Origin of the sequence: Geothrix oryzae (assembly GCF_030295385.1) — a bacterium.
Classification (GTDB): domain Bacteria; phylum Acidobacteriota; class Holophagae; order Holophagales; family Holophagaceae; genus Geothrix; species Geothrix oryzae.
In genome coordinates, this window is record NZ_AP027079.1 from 405217 (window position 1) to 420080 (window position 14864).

The following is a 14864-nucleotide window of genomic DNA, read 5'->3' on the forward strand; positions in this document are numbered from 1 at the left end:
CTTCCACCCTATCGGAGAACCCGGGTGGCGCGCGGCTACCGGCTCACTCCGAGCCGCTCGAGCAGGGCCGCGCAGGCCCGCGCCCGGTGGCTGAGCGTGTGCTTGAGCTCCGCGGGCAGCTCGCCGAAGGTGCGGTCGTGGCCATCCGGGATGAAGATGGGATCGTAGCCGAAGCCGCCGTCGCCGCGGTGGGTGTAGGCAAGCTCGCCCTCCACGGCGCCGCTGACGGTGAAGGGCCCACCGCGGGCGTGTCCGGGCATGGGCGCGAAGGCCAGCACGCACACGAACCGGGCCGTGCGGTCGGCGCCCTCGGGCAGCATGGCCAGGAGACGGCGGTTCTTGCCGCGGTAGGCGGGCAGGTCCGGTGCAAAGCGGGCGGAGAGCACGCCCGGCCCGCCCCACAGGGCATCCACGCAGAGGCCGGAATCATCCGCCAGCACGCCGTCCACGGATTCCGTGCCGTGTTCCAACCACCAGGCGAGCGCCCCCTCCGCCTTCTGCAGCGCGTTGTCCTGGAAGAAGGCACCCGTCTCGGGAAGCTCCGGCGCCCCCGCGGGCCACGGCACGAAGTGGACCTCCGGGAGAAGCTCCGAGAATTCCCGCAGCTTGCCGACATTGCGGGAGGCGAGAACGACCTTGAGGGGAGAAAGGACGGTCAAGAAGTCACCTGAATGAGCGCGGAATCACGGGTGGGTGGGGAGGTCCTGCGTATCACCGCAAGCGGTACCGGATGGGGGAGTGTCAGCACCCCACCACCTCGGTGTACCAGCTCCGCGCCCGCTCGGGGGTCATGGGGCCATGGACGAGGGCACGGCCGTCGGCGAAGAGGGTGATCTCGTCGGCGCCTTCGTGACCCTTGAGCATCAGTCCGGTCTGCTTCCAGGGGCTGCGGGTGCGGGCCTCGAGCCGCGTCCGCAGGGCCGCCAGATCCAGCTTCCCCGGGGGGTTCACGCGGATCTGCACGCCTTCCAGGCCGCAGAGGGCGCTGGCCTTCAGGCTCCAGCGGGCATCCAGGAACTCGGTCACCCGGCCGGTGCAGTAGCGGCAGCGGGTTTTCGGCGGCTTCAGGAACTGGCGCTCGTCATGCCAGAAATCAAAGCGGACCAGGTCGGCGTGGGGCGTCCTGCCGGTGAGCACCTTGAGGGCTTCCAGGGCCGCCCAGCTGGCGATGACGCCCACGGCGGGGCCCAGCACGCCGGCGCTGTCGCAGGTGTCCACATCGCCGCCCGCGGGGGGCTCCTCGATCAGGCAGCGCAGGCAGGGGGTGTGCGGCGGATTCAGGGGCCAGACGACGCCTTCGCCGCCGATGGCGCCGGCGTAGATCCAGGGTGTGCCCGTGAGGATGGCCACATCGTTGATGAGGAAGCGGGCCTCGAAGTTGTCGGTGCCGTCGCAGATGAGGTCGAAGCCCGACAGCAGCTCCCGGGCGTTGCCGCTGGTCAGGTCGGCCACCACGGGGTCCAGCTCGAGGGTGGAATTGGCCTCCGCCAGGCGTTCCGCGGCCACCTCGGCTTTGGGCCGGCCCAGGTCGGCTTCCCCATAGAGCAGCTGCCGCTGCAGGTTCGAGGCCTCCACCAGGTCGCGGTCGATGAGCGTGAGGTGGCCCACGCCGGCCCGGGCCAACCAGGGCGCGATGACCGATCCGAGGGCCCCGAGCCCCAGGACGGCCACGCGCTTGGTGCGCAGGGCCTCGTCCGCCTCGCGGCCGAGAAAAATGCGCTGCTTGGCGTAGCGGTCCGACAAGGGAAGTCCCCAGGATTCAGTTTTCAGTCTAAAAGCAACGGCGCCCCACCGGGGCGCCGTACTGAAGACTCAGGGCTGAAGACTCGACTCAGTTCCCGGCCTGCGCGCCCTCGGCCATGGCCTTTTCGTACTCGGCCTGGAGGCGGCTGGCGTCGGAGATGGCGAACTTGTAGACATACTCGAAGCGGTCGGCGCCCTTGGTCAGGGAGATGATCACTTCGTAGACGCCCTCGCCGCTCACCTCGAAGGGGCTCGCGATGACATTGAAGGTGCCTTCCTTGGCGCCGTCGGGGATCTGCACATCGCTGTCGCGGATCACATCCTTGCGCTCGCCGGTGGGGCTCACGATGGAGAAGCCGAACTTGAACTGGCCGTCCATGCGGGAGAAGCGGGTGTAGAAGCACACCTTGGGCAGGGTGAAGGGCACCTGGGGCACCACGATGTGGTGGTCGTACAGACCCATCAGCGAGGTCTTGCCGCCCATTTCCTGGCGGATGTCGTCGCAGAGCAGCGTGAATTCGTGCTTGGGGGCCTTGATCTGGACTTCTTGCATGAGGGCTCCGAAAGAGGGGGCATCCTTGGGTGAAGGGAAAGTTTACCCTTGAAGACGGTCCCTTCCAATCACAGGTTGGCGGGCGGCCCCGGAGGCTGCATGAAGCATTGGTTCTGGATCCTGTTGATCGCCCTGGGCGTCCAGGCCCAAGAGGCCCGGATTCAGATTCTTGGCACCACGGACCTGCATGGTCGCGTGATGGCCGAAGAGACCTTCAGCCTCCAGCCCGCGAACCTGGGCTGGGCGAAGATCGCCTCCCTGATCCACCGCCAGCGGGCCCTGAACCCGAACACGGTGCTGGTGGACTGCGGGGACACCATCCAGGGCGAGCCCCTGAACTATGTGCGGAATGTGCTCCGCCGCGACCTGCCCGAGCCCAGCATGGCCATCATGAACGCCCTGGGCTATTCGGCCATGGCCGTGGGCAACCACGAATACGACTTCGGCCTGGAGGCGCTCCGCGAGATCGAGAAACAGGCCGGTTTCTCCTTTCTGTCCGCCAACACGGTCGATGCCAAAGGGAAGCGGCCCTTCCCGGCCCAGGTCCTGCTGACGGTGGCGGGGGTGCGGGTGGCCCTGGTGGGCTTCACCACCCCCAGGATCCCGGCCATGACGGAGCCGGCCAACTATGCGGGCCTGCACTTCCAGGACATCGTGGCCTCCGCCCGGGAGCTGGTGCCGCGGCTCCGCGAGAAGGAGAAGGTGGATGTGGTGGTGGCCCTGGTCCACTCGGGCCTGGGGGCCGTGGATGGCCGCGAGGGCGATGAGAACGCCGCCCTCCGGCTCGCGGATCAGGTTCCGGGGATCGACGCCATCCTGACGGGCCACACCCACCAGGCGGTGCAGGTCGAGCACAAGGGCATCCCCATCCTCCAGGCCATGTCCCAGGGGCGCGCCCTGGCGGTGGTGGACCTGAACCTCCGGATGGAGAAGGGCCGCTGGCGCGTGGTCGCCACCACCGGCCGGCTCCTCCGCCCCGATTCGGACACCCCGGTGGATGCCGAGGTGCTGAGCCTGACCGCGCCCCTGCGCGCCGCCACGGATCGCTACCTGGATACGGCCGCGACCAACCTGCTGGTGGATCTGGACAGCCGCTGGTCCCGCATGGAGGACACCCCGATCATGCAGCTCCTCCATCAGGTGCAGCGGCAGGCCACGGGAGCCCAGCTGTCGGCCGCCGCGGTGCCCGGGACCCGGCTGTTCATTCCCAAGGGGCCCACGAGTGTGCGGCAGTTCTACGCGCTGCTGCCCTACGAGAACCAGGTGGCGCGCATCCGCATCACCGGGGCCCAGCTCAAGGCCTACCTGGAGCACGCCGCCCGCCACTACACCTACAGCTGGGAACCGGAGCTCTACGACCGCGATGTCCCGTTCTACAACTTCGACACGGTGGACGGCGTGACCTATGCGCTGGACCTGGGCAAGCCCGTGGGCAGCCGGGTCGTGAACCTCGGCTTCCAGGGGCAGCCGGTGAAGCCCACCCAGACCTTCACCCTCGCGCTGAGCACCTACCGGCTGCGCGGCGGGGGCGGCTACATGGCGGCGATCGGCTTCACCGGGACGCCCGAGCTCGTGACGACGGCCTCCCAGCGCAACCTGCTGCTGGAGCATGTCCTGGCCCGCCCCAGCCTCAGTCCCGCGGCCACCAACGCATGGCGCACCATCCCCTACCTGGACCGCGAGCGGGTGTTGAACCTGGCGCGTTGACGGGCGATTCCCCCGGGCTACTTGATCTTGACCAGCATGAGGCCGCCCTTCGGGCCGGCGAAGACGGCATCCGCGTCCAGCACGCCCACCAGCAGGTAGCTCTCATCGAGCCCGGTGGGCAGGAATTCGAGGCGGGACTGGGCGAGGTCGAGGCGGGCCAGCGTGAGGCCCTGCAGGGTGCCGCGCTGCGAAGCGGGCACCTGGGCGGCGGGCACGGCCGCGAAGGCCACGCTCTTGCCGGGCCACAGGGCGAGGGGGCCCCGCTCGGCGGCGTTGCCCTCGAGGGCCGGAACCGGCGCGCCGCCGAGGGTCAGGTTGGTCTCGGACAGTTTCCGGCCGGTGGTTCCGTCGAGGATGCTGAGGTTGAGGCTGTTCCCATCCGCCAGCAGCACATTCCCGCTGTCGTCCGACACGATGGGCCGGCGGTTCAAGGGGGCGGGACCCTCCCGCTTGGGGGGCTTGGCGCCGAAGGACCACAGCACCTCGGTGCCCTTGAAATCCCGCTTCTCGAGGTAGGGTTCCACGGTGCGGTACGAGATCACGAAGCCCTTGGCGTCCCAGCAGACATCGCCCACTTCGGCCGGCAGTTTGACCGAGGTGGTGAGCCGCCCGCTCCGGTCCACGAGCGTGAGCGTGGTGCCGTGGGCCACCCAGGCGTTGTTGCGCGGGTCCACGACCCAGCGGTCAGGCTCGGCTTCCAGCTTGGCGAGGGAGATGCTCCGCATCAGCCCGCCGTCCCGCACCCAGGTGTGGAGGAACCGGCCCTGCGCATCGTAGAAGGTGAAGGAATCGTCCTTGTCCTGCTTCGCCCAGCTGGCGGCCCGGCCCGCGGCATCCCAGGCCTGGGCGGACGCAGGCATGGAAAGGGTCCAGGCGAGGGCGCACAGAAGGAACGCACAGATGCGGGATGACTTCACGGATGCCTCGGAAAAGGTGTCTCGACCAGGGTGGGTTGGGACCAACCTTAGGAATTTCCGGGGACTTTCGCAAGGTTTTACTTAGATCTGGTGGACGAAAGTCCGGATCCTGGCTTCCAGGATGCTCGGGCTGAGGCCCTCTTCTTCCAGCAAGCGCTTGGGATCGCCGTGGTGGACCAAGTGGTCAGGTACGGCGCAGCGGAGCAGGGGACGGACCAGGCCCGCATCGGCCATGGACTCGGCCACGGCGCCGCTGAACCCGCCCGGGGCGCAGCCCTCCTCCAGGGTGACGACGCCGCGGCAGCGGCGGGCCCAGGTGTGGAGGAGCGTTTCGTCCAGGGGCTTGATGAATCGGGCGTTGATGACGGCGCAGTCGATGCCTTCCGCCGCCAGGGATTCCGCGATCCGCAGGGCCGGCTCCACCAGGGCGCCCAGGGCGCAGAGTACCAGGTCGCCGCCCTCGCGGAGCAGCTCGCCCTTGCCGATGGGCAGGGCGGCGATGGGTTCCTCCAGCGCCACGCCGAGGCCGTTGCCCCGGGGGTAGCGGAGGGCGGCCGGATGTCCGCAGTAGACGGCCGTCATGAGCATCCGGCGCAGTTCGTTCTCGTCCTTGGGGGCCATGAGGATGATGTTGGGGAGGCAGCGCAGGTAGGCCAGGTCGTAGAGCCCGTGGTGTGTGGGGCCGTCCGCCCCCACGATGCCGGCGCGGTCGAGGGCGAAGGTCACGGGCAGGTCCTGGATGCAGACATCGTGCGCCACCTGGTCGAAGCCGCGCTGCAGGAAGGTGCTGTAGATGGCGGCCACCGGGCGCATGCCCTGGGCGGCGAGGCCTGCGGCGAAGGTGACGGCGTGCTGCTCGGCGATGCCCACATCGAAGCACCGATCCGGGAAGGCCTTCTGGAGGAAGTTCAGGCCCGTGCCATCCAGCATGGCGGCGGTGATGCCGACGATCTTGTCGTCCTTCTTCGCCAGGTCCACCAGGGCCTTGCCGAAGACGCTGGTGTAGCTGGGGGGCGCGGGCTTGGCGGGGTCCGCCTGGACCTTGATGATCTCGCCGGACTCGGCGTCGAAGGCGGTGACGCCGTGCCACTTCAGCGGGTCCTGCACGGCGGGTTCGTAGCCGTAGCCCTTCTTGGTCTGCACATGCAGCAGCACCGGGCCGTCCTTCATCTTCTCCTTGGCCTCGGCCAGGGCCTTGGAGGTGGCGTTCACATCGTGGCCGTTCACGGGGCCCAGGTAGCGGAAGCCCAGATCCTCGAAGAGCAGCCCGGGCACCATCAGGCGCTTGAAGCTCTCCTCGCTCCACTTGGCCGCCTTGGCCACGCCTTTGCTCAGGCCTTCGAGGGGGATGGACTTGATGGCGTGCTCGATGCGGTCGCGCCAGCGCTGGTAGTACTGGCCCGACATGATCTGGTTGAGGTAGCCCTGCAGCGATCCGACATTGGGATTGATGCTCATGTCGTTGTCGTTGAGGATCACCAGGAAGTTCTTGGCCTCCAGGTAGCCGGCCTGGTTGAGGCCCTCGAAGGCCATGCCCGCGGTCATGGAGCCGTCGCCGATGACGGCGATGCAGGTGTGGTTCTGCTTCTGGAGGTCCCGGGCCTTGGCCATGCCCAGCGCCGCGGAGATGCTGGTGCTGGCGTGGCCCGCGCCGAAGTGGTCGTAGGGGCTCTCGTCCCGCTTGAGGAAGCCCGAGAGGCCGTGGTGCTGGCGCAGGGTGGGGAAGCGGTCCATGCGGCCCGTGAGGATCTTGTGGGGGTAGGCCTGGTGGCCCACATCCCACACGATGCGATCCTGGAGGAAGTCGAAGTGGTGGAAGAGGGCGACGGTCAGTTCCACGGTGCCGAGGTTGGAGCTGAAGTGCCCTCCCGTTTCCGACACGGAGGCGATGACGAAGGCCCGCACCTCGGCCGCGAGCCGTTCGAGCTGACCCGGGGTGAAATGACGGATCTGCTGGGGGGCGGCCAGGGAATCGAGCAGGGGATACGGGTGGGCGGAAGAATCCACGCGGGTCCCTATTTCGCCCGCTGGGCCAGATAACGGGCCCAGGCTGCCAAGGAACTGCGATTGGGAAGGGAGGCTAGGTGACATAGGGCGGTCTCGGTGGCTTCACTCAGGGCGTTGCGGGCGCCGTCCAGGCCCAGGAGCGAAGGGTAGGTGATCTTACCCCTGCCCGCATCCTTTCCGGCGCGCTTGCCCAGATCCGCCTCGGTGGCGGTGGCGTCCAGGATGTCGTCCTGGATCTGGAACGCCAGGCCGATGGCCTCGCCATAGGCCCGCAGGGCGGCCTGCTCCTCGGGGGCGGCGCCCCCGAGCACGGCGCCGATCTCCAGGGAGGTCCGCAGCAGGGCGCCGGTCTTCAGGCGGTGGATGAGGCGGAGGTGGTCCAGGTCGTAGGCCGCGAGCGTTTCGCCTTCCAGATCCAGGGCCTGCCCCCCGACCATGCCGCGCCAGCCCGCGCCCTCGGCCAGCAGCGCCAGGGCCTGGGCCCGGCGGACGGGATCCAGGTCCGCGGTCGCCAGCACGCCGAAGGCCTCGGTCAGCAGGCCGTCGCCCGCCAGGATGGCGTGGCCCTCGCCATAGACCTTGTGGTTGGTGGGCCGGCCGCGACGGAGGTCGTCGTCGTCCATGGCCGGCAGGTCGTCGTGGATCAGCGAATAGGTATGGATGTATTCCAGGGCCAAGGCGCCGGGCAGAGCCTGGGCCGCGGTGCCGCCCACGGCCTCGGCGGCCAGCAGGCAGAGGATGGGCCGCACCCGCTTGCCGCCGGCTTCCAGGCTGTAGCGCATGGCCTCGCCCAGGCGGGCGGCCTCGCCCTCCCGGAAGGGCGTGGTGAGGAGGGCGTCCAGCAGGGGCAGCAGGCGGTCCAGGTCGGCCTGGACCTGCGCGGCGGCGCTCACCGGGATTCCTTCGCGTCGTCGAGGGGGTCGGCCCGGTATTCGCCGCCGAGGCCGGCCTTCAGGACCTCGACCCGGCGCTGGGCCTCGGACAGCTGCTTTTGCAGGGCCTGGCTCAGCTGCACTCCCTCCTCGAAGCGCGTGAGCGCGTCCTCCAGGCTGAGGTTGCCCGATTCCAGCTGTTGCACCAGGGCCTCCAGCCGGTCCAGGCCATCGTCGAAGGAGGGTTGGGTGCTCATGGGGTGTCCGAAGGAAGGGGGCCCCCATCTGAACAGCCGGGACCCCCGCCCAGTCTACCGCTTCCCCTTCAGGCTTTCCTTCATCTCCTTGCCGCCGTCCTTCAGCGCGTAGCCGGCGGGCAGGGCCCAAATGCTGTCGGGGATGGGCGTCGAGGCGATGGCGGTAGCCTCGGTGGTCACATCCATGCCCATGAGTCCCGTAATGCGGGTGCGCAGGGGCACGCCCTTGAGCTTGGCCGTCTCCTGGTAGACGCGCTTGAAGAGCGCGCCCATGGGGCCGGGCGCCCGGTTCAGCATGGCCATGGATTTCGCGTAGTCCTTGATCGGGAACTGGAGGGAGGGATCCACGCTGAGGTCCTCCACCATCTTGCCGAGGGTGATGCGCACCTTCTTGCAGGGGCGGCCCATGACCGTGTCGGGGCCAAGCTGCTCGACCTTCACCTCGGAGACATCGCCGAACATCATCTTCGTCACCATCTCGGGCATGCCGGCCATCTGGTCCTCCAGGGCCTGCATGGTCTCCTGCATGTCCTTGAAGGTGAACTTGGTGGTGACCTTCTTGCCGTGGTCGATGCTGTAGATGACCTCCTGGCCGTAGTCCACCAGGCTGTCGGTCTTCGACCCGGCGTGGTTCACGCGCATCCGGGTGGCGCTCAGGTACTGCACCTGGGAGCCATCCTTGGCGAGGGCCCCCTTGCCCGTGACCTGGGAGGTGATGGTGAGGTCGCCTGCGAGGAGCCCGGCTGCAGACAGAATCATCCCGAGGGCAAGCACCAGAAGCTTCGGCATGGGAATTCTCCGTGGAAGGGTGGCCCGAGCATACGCCCAGTCCCTGTTCGCGACCAGGGCAGTCTGGGATACCTTCAGATGGGGGTACCCATGGCCCGTGTGCTCGTGGTGGACGACAGCAAGGAGACCTGCGAGTTCCTGGAGGAGCTCCTGGGCACCATGGGCTTGGAGGTCGCCAAGGCCACCCATCCCGACAAGGCCATCGACCTGCTGCACAAGGAAGCCTTCGACCTGCTGCTCTCCGACATCAACCTGGAGGCCAAGAAGGACGGCCTGGATCTCCTGCGGGAGGCCAAGCCCCTGGGCGTGGACACCATCCTGCTGTCGGGCTTCGGCACCCTGGAGACCGCCATCGAGGCCGTGCGCGAAGGGGCCTTCGACTTCCTGAGCAAGCCCTGGAACAACGAGGAGTTGAAGGCCCTGGTGTCGCGGGCCCTGGCCCGCCGCCAGTCCAGCGGCCAGGGCGCGGTCCAGAGCGCCTCGCCCAAGGGCAAGCGCAGCCTCATGATCGGCTCGAGCCCCAAGATGATGACGGTCTACAAGACCATCGCGAGCCTGCAGAACAGCCGGGCGACGGTGCTCATCACGGGGGAGAGCGGCACGGGCAAGGAGTTGGTGGCCCGGAGCATCCACCTGTCCAGCGACCGGCGGGACCGGGCCTTCGTGGCCGTGAACTGCGGGGCCCTGACGGAAACCCTGCTGGAATCCGAGCTCTTCGGGCATGTGAAAGGCTCCTTCACCGGCGCCGTCGGGGAGAAGCCGGGCCTGTTCGAGGAGGCCTCGGGGGGGACCATCTTCCTGGACGAGATCGGAGAGACCAGCCCGAGCTTCCAGGTGCGGCTCCTCCGGGTGCTCCAGGAGCAGGAGATCCGCCGGGTGGGGGGCAACAAGACCATCAAGGTGGATTCCCGCGTCATCGCGGCCACCAACCGCGACCTCCAGCAGATGGTGAAGGCGGGGACCTTCCGCGAGGATCTCTACTATCGTCTCGGCGTGGTGGAACTGGCCGTACCGCCCCTGCGGGAGCGCCGTGAGGACATCGGGCCGCTGCTGGATCACTTCCTGGCGGAGTTCGGGCAGAAGGATCAGCAGGCCTATCAGCTGCACCCCGAGGCCCGGCGGGTGCTCGAGAGCTACTCCTGGCCCGGCAATGTGCGTGAGCTCAGCAATGCCGTGGAGAATCTCACCCAGCTGAGCCGGGGCCGGGAGATCACCGTGGACGACCTGCCGGCCAAAATCCAGGCCGACGCGCTCAAGAAGGCCCTGCGCCGGCCGGAAACGGGTGAGGGGGTCCCCTCCCTGATCGAGGATTGGCCCTCGCTGGACGAGCTGGAGCGCCGGTACATCCAGATCCTGGTTGGAAAGCACAAGGAAAAACAGCGCATTGCCGAGATTCTGGGGGTGGATCGGACCACCCTCTACCGCAAACTCAAGAGCTACGGGCTTCACGAGGGCGAGTAGCGAACCGGCGACCGTCGCAGGCTGCCACGGGTTGCAGTTTGCAACAGGTTTGAGCGATTTCGCTGTTTGTTATTTGTTGTTTTAGCTGTAGTTGCTTGTTGGCCCAAATGCTGCTTTCTTCCTGCCAACTTCCGGCCGTGCCGGATCACCCCAGGGAGAACCCCCATGAAGAAGCTTGCTGCGCTGCTCGTCGCCGCCGCTCTGATCAGCCCCGTGTTCGCGGAAGAGGTCAAGAAGCCTGAAGCGAAGAAGGTCGAGACCAAGAAGGCCGAGAAGAAGGCCGAGAAGAAGGTCGAGCCCAAGAAGGAAGAGAAGAAGGCTCTGAACGCCGAAGAGAAGAAGGCCGAGCCCAAGAAGGCCGAGAAGAAGGCTGAGAAGAAGGCCGAGCCCAAGAAGGAAGAGAAGAAGGCCCTGAACGCGGAAGAGAAGAAGGCTGAGAAGAAGGCTGAGAAGAAGGCTGAGAAGAAGGCCGAGCCCAAGAAGGAAGAGAAGAAGGCTCTGAACGCGGAAGAGAAGAAGGCCGAGAAGAAGGCTGAGCCCAAGAAGGCCGAGAAGAAGGCCGAGCCCAAGAAGGAAGAGAAGAAGGCCGAGAAGAAGGCCATGACCGCCGAGGAGAAGAAGGCTGAGGCCGCTCCCAAGGCTGAGAAGAAGGCCAAGAAGGCTGCCAAGAAGGCCGAGAAGAAGGCCGAGGCCGCTCCCGCCGCCGAGAAGAAGGCCATGACCGCCGAGGAGAAGAAGGCTGAGGCCGCTCCCAAGGCTGAGAAGAAGGCCAAGAAGGCTGCCAAGAAGGCTGCCAAGAAGGCCGAGGCTGCTCCTGCCGCCGAGAAGAAGGCCATGACCGCCGAGGAGAAGAAGGCTGAGGCCGCTCCCAAGGCTGAGAAGAAGGCCAAGAAGCACGCCAAGAAGGCTGCCAAGAAGGCCGAGGCTGCTCCCGCCGCCGAGAAGAAGGCCATGACCGCCGAGGAGAAGAAGGCTGAGGCCGCTCCCAAGGCTGAGAAGAAGGCCGCCAAGAAGGCCGAGAAGAAGGCTGAGAAGAAGGAAGAAGCCAAGAAGTAATCAGGCTTCCAACGGAACGATCGGAAAGCGGGCTTCGGCCCGCTTTCCGCGTACGGCTTTCCCGCGCTCGGCGCAGCGGCCATGATGGAAGGCATGATCGATCCCCTCCTCGACCTCACCGCTGAACTCCGGGCCCGCCTTCAGCCCCTGGCGGGCGATGCCAGGCCCCAGCTCCTGGGGTGCGTGGAAGAGATGTGCCTTTTCCGCGACGGTTCGGGCCAGCACCACCGGACGGCCGCCCAGGTGGCTCCCCCCGCCGGGCCCTGGGACCTGTCGCCCCTCATCGACCACACTCTCCTGAAGGCGGACGCCACGGGCGCCCAGGTGGAGGTCCTCTGCGCGGAAGCCCGGAAGCACGGCTTCGCCTCGGTCTGCGTGAACCCGCTGTGGGTGCCCCTGGCCGCCTCCGTGCTGAAGGGCAGCGCCGTCCGGACCTGCACGGTGGTGGGCTTCCCCCTGGGGGCCTCGGCCCTCCGGGCCAAGGCCCGGGAAGCCGAGCAGGCTCTGCACGACGGGGCCCAGGAAGTGGACATGGTGCTGGCCATCGGCGCGGCCAAGGGCGGCGACTGGGATACCGTGCGGCGGGATCTGGAAGGCCTGAGGGCTGCGGTTCCGGCTCCGGCGGTCCTGAAGGTGATCCTTGAGACCTGCCTGCTCTCCGAGGAGGAGAAGACGCGTGCCTGCGCCCTGGCGCTGGAGGCCGGCCTCGACTTCGTGAAGACCTCCACCGGGTTCTCCACCGGCGGGGCCACCGAGGCCGATGTGGCGCTCATGCGGCGGACCGTGGGCACCGCCATGGGCGTGAAGGCCTCCGGCGGGATCCGCACCTACGAGGGCGCCCTGCGCATGGTCCTGGCCGGCGCCACGCGCCTGGGCCTGTCCGCCTCCGTGGCCGTGGTCCAGGGCGAGGTCGGCTCGGGATCCTACTGAGGAGCGCCTGACGGCACCCCCGCGCGGCGCCATGAGGGGCTCTAAAGTGCGGTATCCTCCAGGAAGCAGTCCCCCGGAGGTTGTTGTGGCCAAGCTGGATCTCATCATGTTTGAGGAGGAGTACAAGCTCCTCCAGGAGATCATCGGCCGCCTCCAGAAAGATGCTTCCGCCAAGGTGGTGTTCCTGGTGGACAAGAACGGCCAGCAGATCGCGGCCGCGGGTGATGTGAAGAGCATCGATGCCACCAGCCTCGCCTCCCTGACCGCCGGCAATGTGGCCGCCACCGACGGCTTGGCCAAACTCATCGGCGAGAAGGAATTCAGCCTGTTGTTCCACGAAGGCGAGAAGGACAACCTCCACATCTCCATCGTGGGCAAGCGCGGGATCCTGGTGGTGATCTTCGACCAGAACTCCAGCCTCGCCCTGGTGCGCCTGCGGGTGAAGAAGGCCAGCAAGGAGCTCCAGGAGATCTTCGATCAGGTGGAGCAGCGCGCGCAGAAGGAGTCCGACAACGGCGGCCGCTTCGAGAGCCCCTTCTCGGAGATCACAGATGAAGACATCGATCGCCTGTTCGGCGACTGAGGCCGGGCGGCGACATGACCTTCATCAACTACGCGTCGCGCGAGATCAACTGCAAGATCGTCTACTACGGTCCCGGGCTCTGCGGGAAGACGACGAACATCCAGTGGATCTACGAGCAGGCGAACCCGGACAAGCGGGGCAAGCTGGTCAGCCTCGCCACTGAGACCGACCGGACCCTGTTCTTCGACTTCCTGCCCCTCGACATGGGCATGGTCAAGGGCTTCAAGGTCCGCTTCCACCTCTACACCGTGCCCGGCCAGGTCTTCTACGACGCCAGCCGCAAGCTCATCCTCCGCGGCTGCGACGGCATCATCTTCGTGGCCGACAGCCAGAAGGCGCGGATGGAGGCCAACATCGAGTCCATCGCGAACCTGGCCACGAACCTGAAGGAGAACGGCTTCGACATCCGGTCGATCCCGTATGTGCTCCAGCTGAACAAGCGGGACATGCCCTCCGCCGCGACGGTGTCCGAGATGGAGCGTCTGCTCCGGTTCCGCGGCGAGCCCATGATCGAGGCCGTGGCCAGCAAGGGCACCGGCGTCATCGAGACCCTCAAGGCCGCCGCCCGCCAGATCCTCATGGAACTGCAGCGGAATTAGCCCAGGGCGACGCGGATCACAGGTCCCGCAGCCCCACGCTTGAATCTCCGCCCACCTCCGGTAGAATGGACCCTTGCCCTTTCCGGAGTAGCTCAGGGGTCAGAGCGGGTGACTGTTAATCACTAGGTCGGGGGTTCAAATCCCTCCTCCGGAGCCAGAAAGAATGCCCTGGAACCCAACGGTTCCGGGGCTTTTCGCATGTACCAAAGATCTCCACCCGGCTCGCTCACGAGGGGTTGTTGGACCTCTTCAAGGTAGGTCAGGTGCAATAGAGGTGCAAGTCGATTCGCCTCGAATCCCGCGTGATTCCTGGGTTTCCAGCCGCATCGCACCTGCATGAGGTGCAATCGCCTGAAGTGATGGAATGAACCTCGCCTCTCTACTCCATTTCTGTCATGCCAGCCCCGAGCAGTTCCCTTCGACTTGTGGCTTGGCGGGGTAGGGGTGGGGTTTTCCTACACCCTGCCAAATCCGGCGAATACCCCACGGGTGCCCAACCTATGAACTGGAGGGTTCTGAGGCGGATTTAGGGTTAACCAAGGGATCTGCTGACCGATTCGCCAGACCCAACAGAAGGAGCGGCGGAGCGCCAGATCGGGAGAAAAGATACTGTCTCCTACGAATAGGTGAAGGAGGGTCCAAGATGACCTTTGAAGACCTACTCGACCTCAACGACATGGGCGACCGCCCGCTCTACCCAGTCTCGGCAGTGTGCCGATTGCTGAATGCCACCCCACGAGCCGTAGCCACCTGGGTTCGGCAGGGTCGGCTTGACGCGGTGAAAGCCTGTGGACGCATCCGGTGGATCAGCCGGGAGTCTCTGGCAGCCCTGGTGTTTGAGGATAGCCACGCGGAAGAACTGGCAGAGACACTCTGAAGCCATCCAGTGGCTTGCCAGGGGCTCCAGCCGGTGGCTAGCGGCATGACTACAGAACTGCATCCAGGATTACATCCGGGATTACATCGTTGGCAGGCTGAAGGGCTGAACCAGAGGGAACACGATGAGAGGCAACCCAGCCGATTCGATTATCTTTCAGCCTGCCTCCAATCCTCGTAGCAGGCGAGTCTACCTAGACCCAAGAGAATTCGAGCATCAATCAACGATCAGCCAGCCAGCCTTCCAGGCGGGCTGGATCTGAGGTAGACGAGACTGCATCAATATTTAAGGAAGTAATTACTTCTTTAATTTTCACAAATCAACTTACTGGCGGGTGGTAGTCCAAGCCAAGGAGCTATCCACCATGCCGTGCTATCAGGCAGCCTTCCCTCACTCCAGCCGACCGCCGCCTTATCAATAGGCTGCTCTTGCTCCACCCCATCTCTAGATCCCTAACAAGTTAGGTCGATGTCCAGGGCTCTCTGACGGACGCCCCAAAGCACGACACCCCTT

The 14864-nt window shown here is 66.3% G+C and carries 15 protein-coding genes and 1 tRNA gene; 8 read left to right on the plus strand and 8 right to left on the minus strand.

Going from position 1 to position 14864, the window contains the following annotated elements; all coding sequences use genetic code 11:
* Positions 1 to 35: 35 nt before the first annotated feature.
* The 3 genes from QUD34_RS01750 to QUD34_RS01760 all read right to left on the minus strand — a co-directional run bounded on the left by QUD34_RS01750 (position 36) and on the right by QUD34_RS01760 (position 2296).
* Complete coding sequence (locus tag QUD34_RS01750) at positions 36 to 659, minus strand: non-canonical purine NTP pyrophosphatase (protein WP_286354869.1); 624 nt, start codon at positions 657 to 659, stop codon at positions 36 to 38.
* An 82-nt stretch (positions 660 to 741) separates the two neighbouring features.
* Positions 742 to 1743: a ThiF family adenylyltransferase gene (locus tag QUD34_RS01755; RefSeq protein WP_286354870.1), complete on the minus strand. Its 1002-nt coding sequence runs from the start codon at positions 1741 to 1743 to the stop codon at positions 742 to 744.
* 88 nt (positions 1744 to 1831) lie between these two features.
* Complete coding sequence (locus QUD34_RS01760) at positions 1832 to 2296, minus strand: DUF6941 family protein (RefSeq protein ID WP_286354871.1); 465 nt, start codon at positions 2294 to 2296, stop codon at positions 1832 to 1834.
* A gap of 99 nt (positions 2297 to 2395) precedes the next feature.
* Here QUD34_RS01760 and QUD34_RS01765 point away from each other — a divergent pair, with 99 nt between their 5' ends.
* Positions 2396 to 4003: a bifunctional metallophosphatase/5'-nucleotidase gene (locus tag QUD34_RS01765; RefSeq protein WP_286354872.1), complete on the plus strand. Its 1608-nt coding sequence runs from the start codon at positions 2396 to 2398 to the stop codon at positions 4001 to 4003.
* 17 nt (positions 4004 to 4020) lie between these two features.
* On the opposite strand, the gene QUD34_RS01770 is transcribed toward QUD34_RS01765, so the two are convergent.
* The 5 genes from QUD34_RS01770 to QUD34_RS01790 form a co-directional block, all read right to left on the minus strand.
* Entirely contained in the window at positions 4021 to 4863 is an 843-nt protein-coding gene (locus QUD34_RS01770) for a hypothetical protein (RefSeq protein WP_286354873.1), read from the minus strand.
* Positions 4864 to 5001: 138 nt separating this feature from the next.
* A complete protein-coding gene (gene dxs, locus QUD34_RS01775; RefSeq protein WP_286354874.1) occupies positions 5002 to 6927 on the minus strand; it encodes a 1-deoxy-D-xylulose-5-phosphate synthase in 1926 nt (641 codons plus the stop codon).
* An 8-nt stretch (positions 6928 to 6935) separates the two neighbouring features.
* Positions 6936 to 7820, minus strand: a complete 885-nt coding sequence (locus QUD34_RS01780; protein WP_286354875.1) for a polyprenyl synthetase family protein — start codon at positions 7818 to 7820, stop codon at positions 6936 to 6938.
* Positions 7817 to 8056, minus strand: a complete 240-nt coding sequence (gene xseB / locus QUD34_RS01785; protein WP_286354876.1) for an exodeoxyribonuclease VII small subunit — start codon at positions 8054 to 8056, stop codon at positions 7817 to 7819. The genes QUD34_RS01780 and xseB overlap by 4 nt, the downstream gene beginning before the upstream one ends.
* Before the next feature lie 54 nt (positions 8057 to 8110).
* Positions 8111 to 8845, minus strand: a complete 735-nt coding sequence (locus QUD34_RS01790; RefSeq protein WP_286354877.1) for a DUF4412 domain-containing protein — start codon at positions 8843 to 8845, stop codon at positions 8111 to 8113.
* A 90-nt stretch (positions 8846 to 8935) separates the two neighbouring features.
* Here QUD34_RS01790 and QUD34_RS01795 point away from each other — a divergent pair, with 90 nt between their 5' ends.
* The 7 genes from QUD34_RS01795 to QUD34_RS01825 all read left to right on the plus strand — a co-directional run bounded on the left by QUD34_RS01795 (position 8936) and on the right by QUD34_RS01825 (position 14351).
* Complete coding sequence (locus tag QUD34_RS01795) at positions 8936 to 10306, plus strand: sigma-54-dependent transcriptional regulator (RefSeq protein ID WP_286354878.1); 1371 nt, start codon at positions 8936 to 8938, stop codon at positions 10304 to 10306.
* 165 nt (positions 10307 to 10471) lie between these two features.
* On the plus strand, positions 10472 to 11362 hold the full coding sequence (locus QUD34_RS01800) for a hypothetical protein (RefSeq protein WP_286354879.1): 891 nt from the start codon (positions 10472 to 10474) through the stop codon (positions 11360 to 11362).
* Positions 11363 to 11455: 93 nt separating this feature from the next.
* Positions 11456 to 12292 carry a deoxyribose-phosphate aldolase gene (gene deoC, locus QUD34_RS01805; RefSeq protein ID WP_286354880.1) on the plus strand — a complete coding sequence of 279 codons (837 nt, stop codon included), beginning with the start codon at positions 11456 to 11458 and terminating at the stop codon, positions 12290 to 12292.
* An 85-nt stretch (positions 12293 to 12377) separates the two neighbouring features.
* Complete coding sequence (locus tag QUD34_RS01810; protein WP_286354881.1) at positions 12378 to 12875, plus strand: roadblock/LC7 domain-containing protein; 498 nt, start codon at positions 12378 to 12380, stop codon at positions 12873 to 12875.
* Positions 12876 to 12889: 14 nt separating this feature from the next.
* The gene (locus QUD34_RS01815) at positions 12890 to 13474 is read left to right on the plus strand and encodes a GTP-binding protein (RefSeq protein WP_286354882.1); all 585 of its coding nucleotides are present in this window, start codon (positions 12890 to 12892) and stop codon (positions 13472 to 13474) included.
* Between the two features lie 81 nt (positions 13475 to 13555).
* Positions 13556 to 13631 (plus strand) — tRNA-Asn (locus tag QUD34_RS01820).
* A gap of 486 nt (positions 13632 to 14117) precedes the next feature.
* The gene (locus QUD34_RS01825) at positions 14118 to 14351 is read left to right on the plus strand and encodes a helix-turn-helix domain-containing protein (protein ID WP_286354883.1); all 234 of its coding nucleotides are present in this window, start codon (positions 14118 to 14120) and stop codon (positions 14349 to 14351) included.
* Positions 14352 to 14864: the final 513 nt, after the last annotated feature.

Bases quoted from the DNA above. Each gene is read 5' to 3' on its own strand.
- QUD34_RS01815 (WP_286354882.1), top strand. From the start codon at position 12,890: ATGACCTTCATCAACTACGCGTCGCGCGAGATCAACTGCAAGATCGTC.
- QUD34_RS01825 (WP_286354883.1), top strand. From the start codon at position 14,118: ATGACCTTTGAAGACCTACTCGACCTCAACGACATGGGCGACCGCCCG.
- deoC (WP_286354880.1), top strand. From the start codon at position 11,456: ATGATCGATCCCCTCCTCGACCTCACCGCTGAACTCCGGGCCCGCCTT.
- xseB (WP_286354876.1), bottom strand. From the start codon at position 8,056: ATGAGCACCCAACCCTCCTTCGACGATGGCCTGGACCGGCTGGAGGCC.
- QUD34_RS01800 (WP_286354879.1), top strand. From the start codon at position 10,472: ATGAAGAAGCTTGCTGCGCTGCTCGTCGCCGCCGCTCTGATCAGCCCC.
- QUD34_RS01760 (WP_286354871.1), bottom strand. From the start codon at position 2,296: ATGCAAGAAGTCCAGATCAAGGCCCCCAAGCACGAATTCACGCTGCTC.
- QUD34_RS01770 (WP_286354873.1), bottom strand. From the start codon at position 4,863: ATGCCTGCGTCCGCCCAGGCCTGGGATGCCGCGGGCCGGGCCGCCAGC.
- QUD34_RS01790 (WP_286354877.1), bottom strand. From the start codon at position 8,845: ATGCCGAAGCTTCTGGTGCTTGCCCTCGGGATGATTCTGTCTGCAGCC.
- QUD34_RS01795 (WP_286354878.1), top strand. From the start codon at position 8,936: ATGGCCCGTGTGCTCGTGGTGGACGACAGCAAGGAGACCTGCGAGTTC.
- QUD34_RS01765 (WP_286354872.1), top strand. From the start codon at position 2,396: ATGAAGCATTGGTTCTGGATCCTGTTGATCGCCCTGGGCGTCCAGGCC.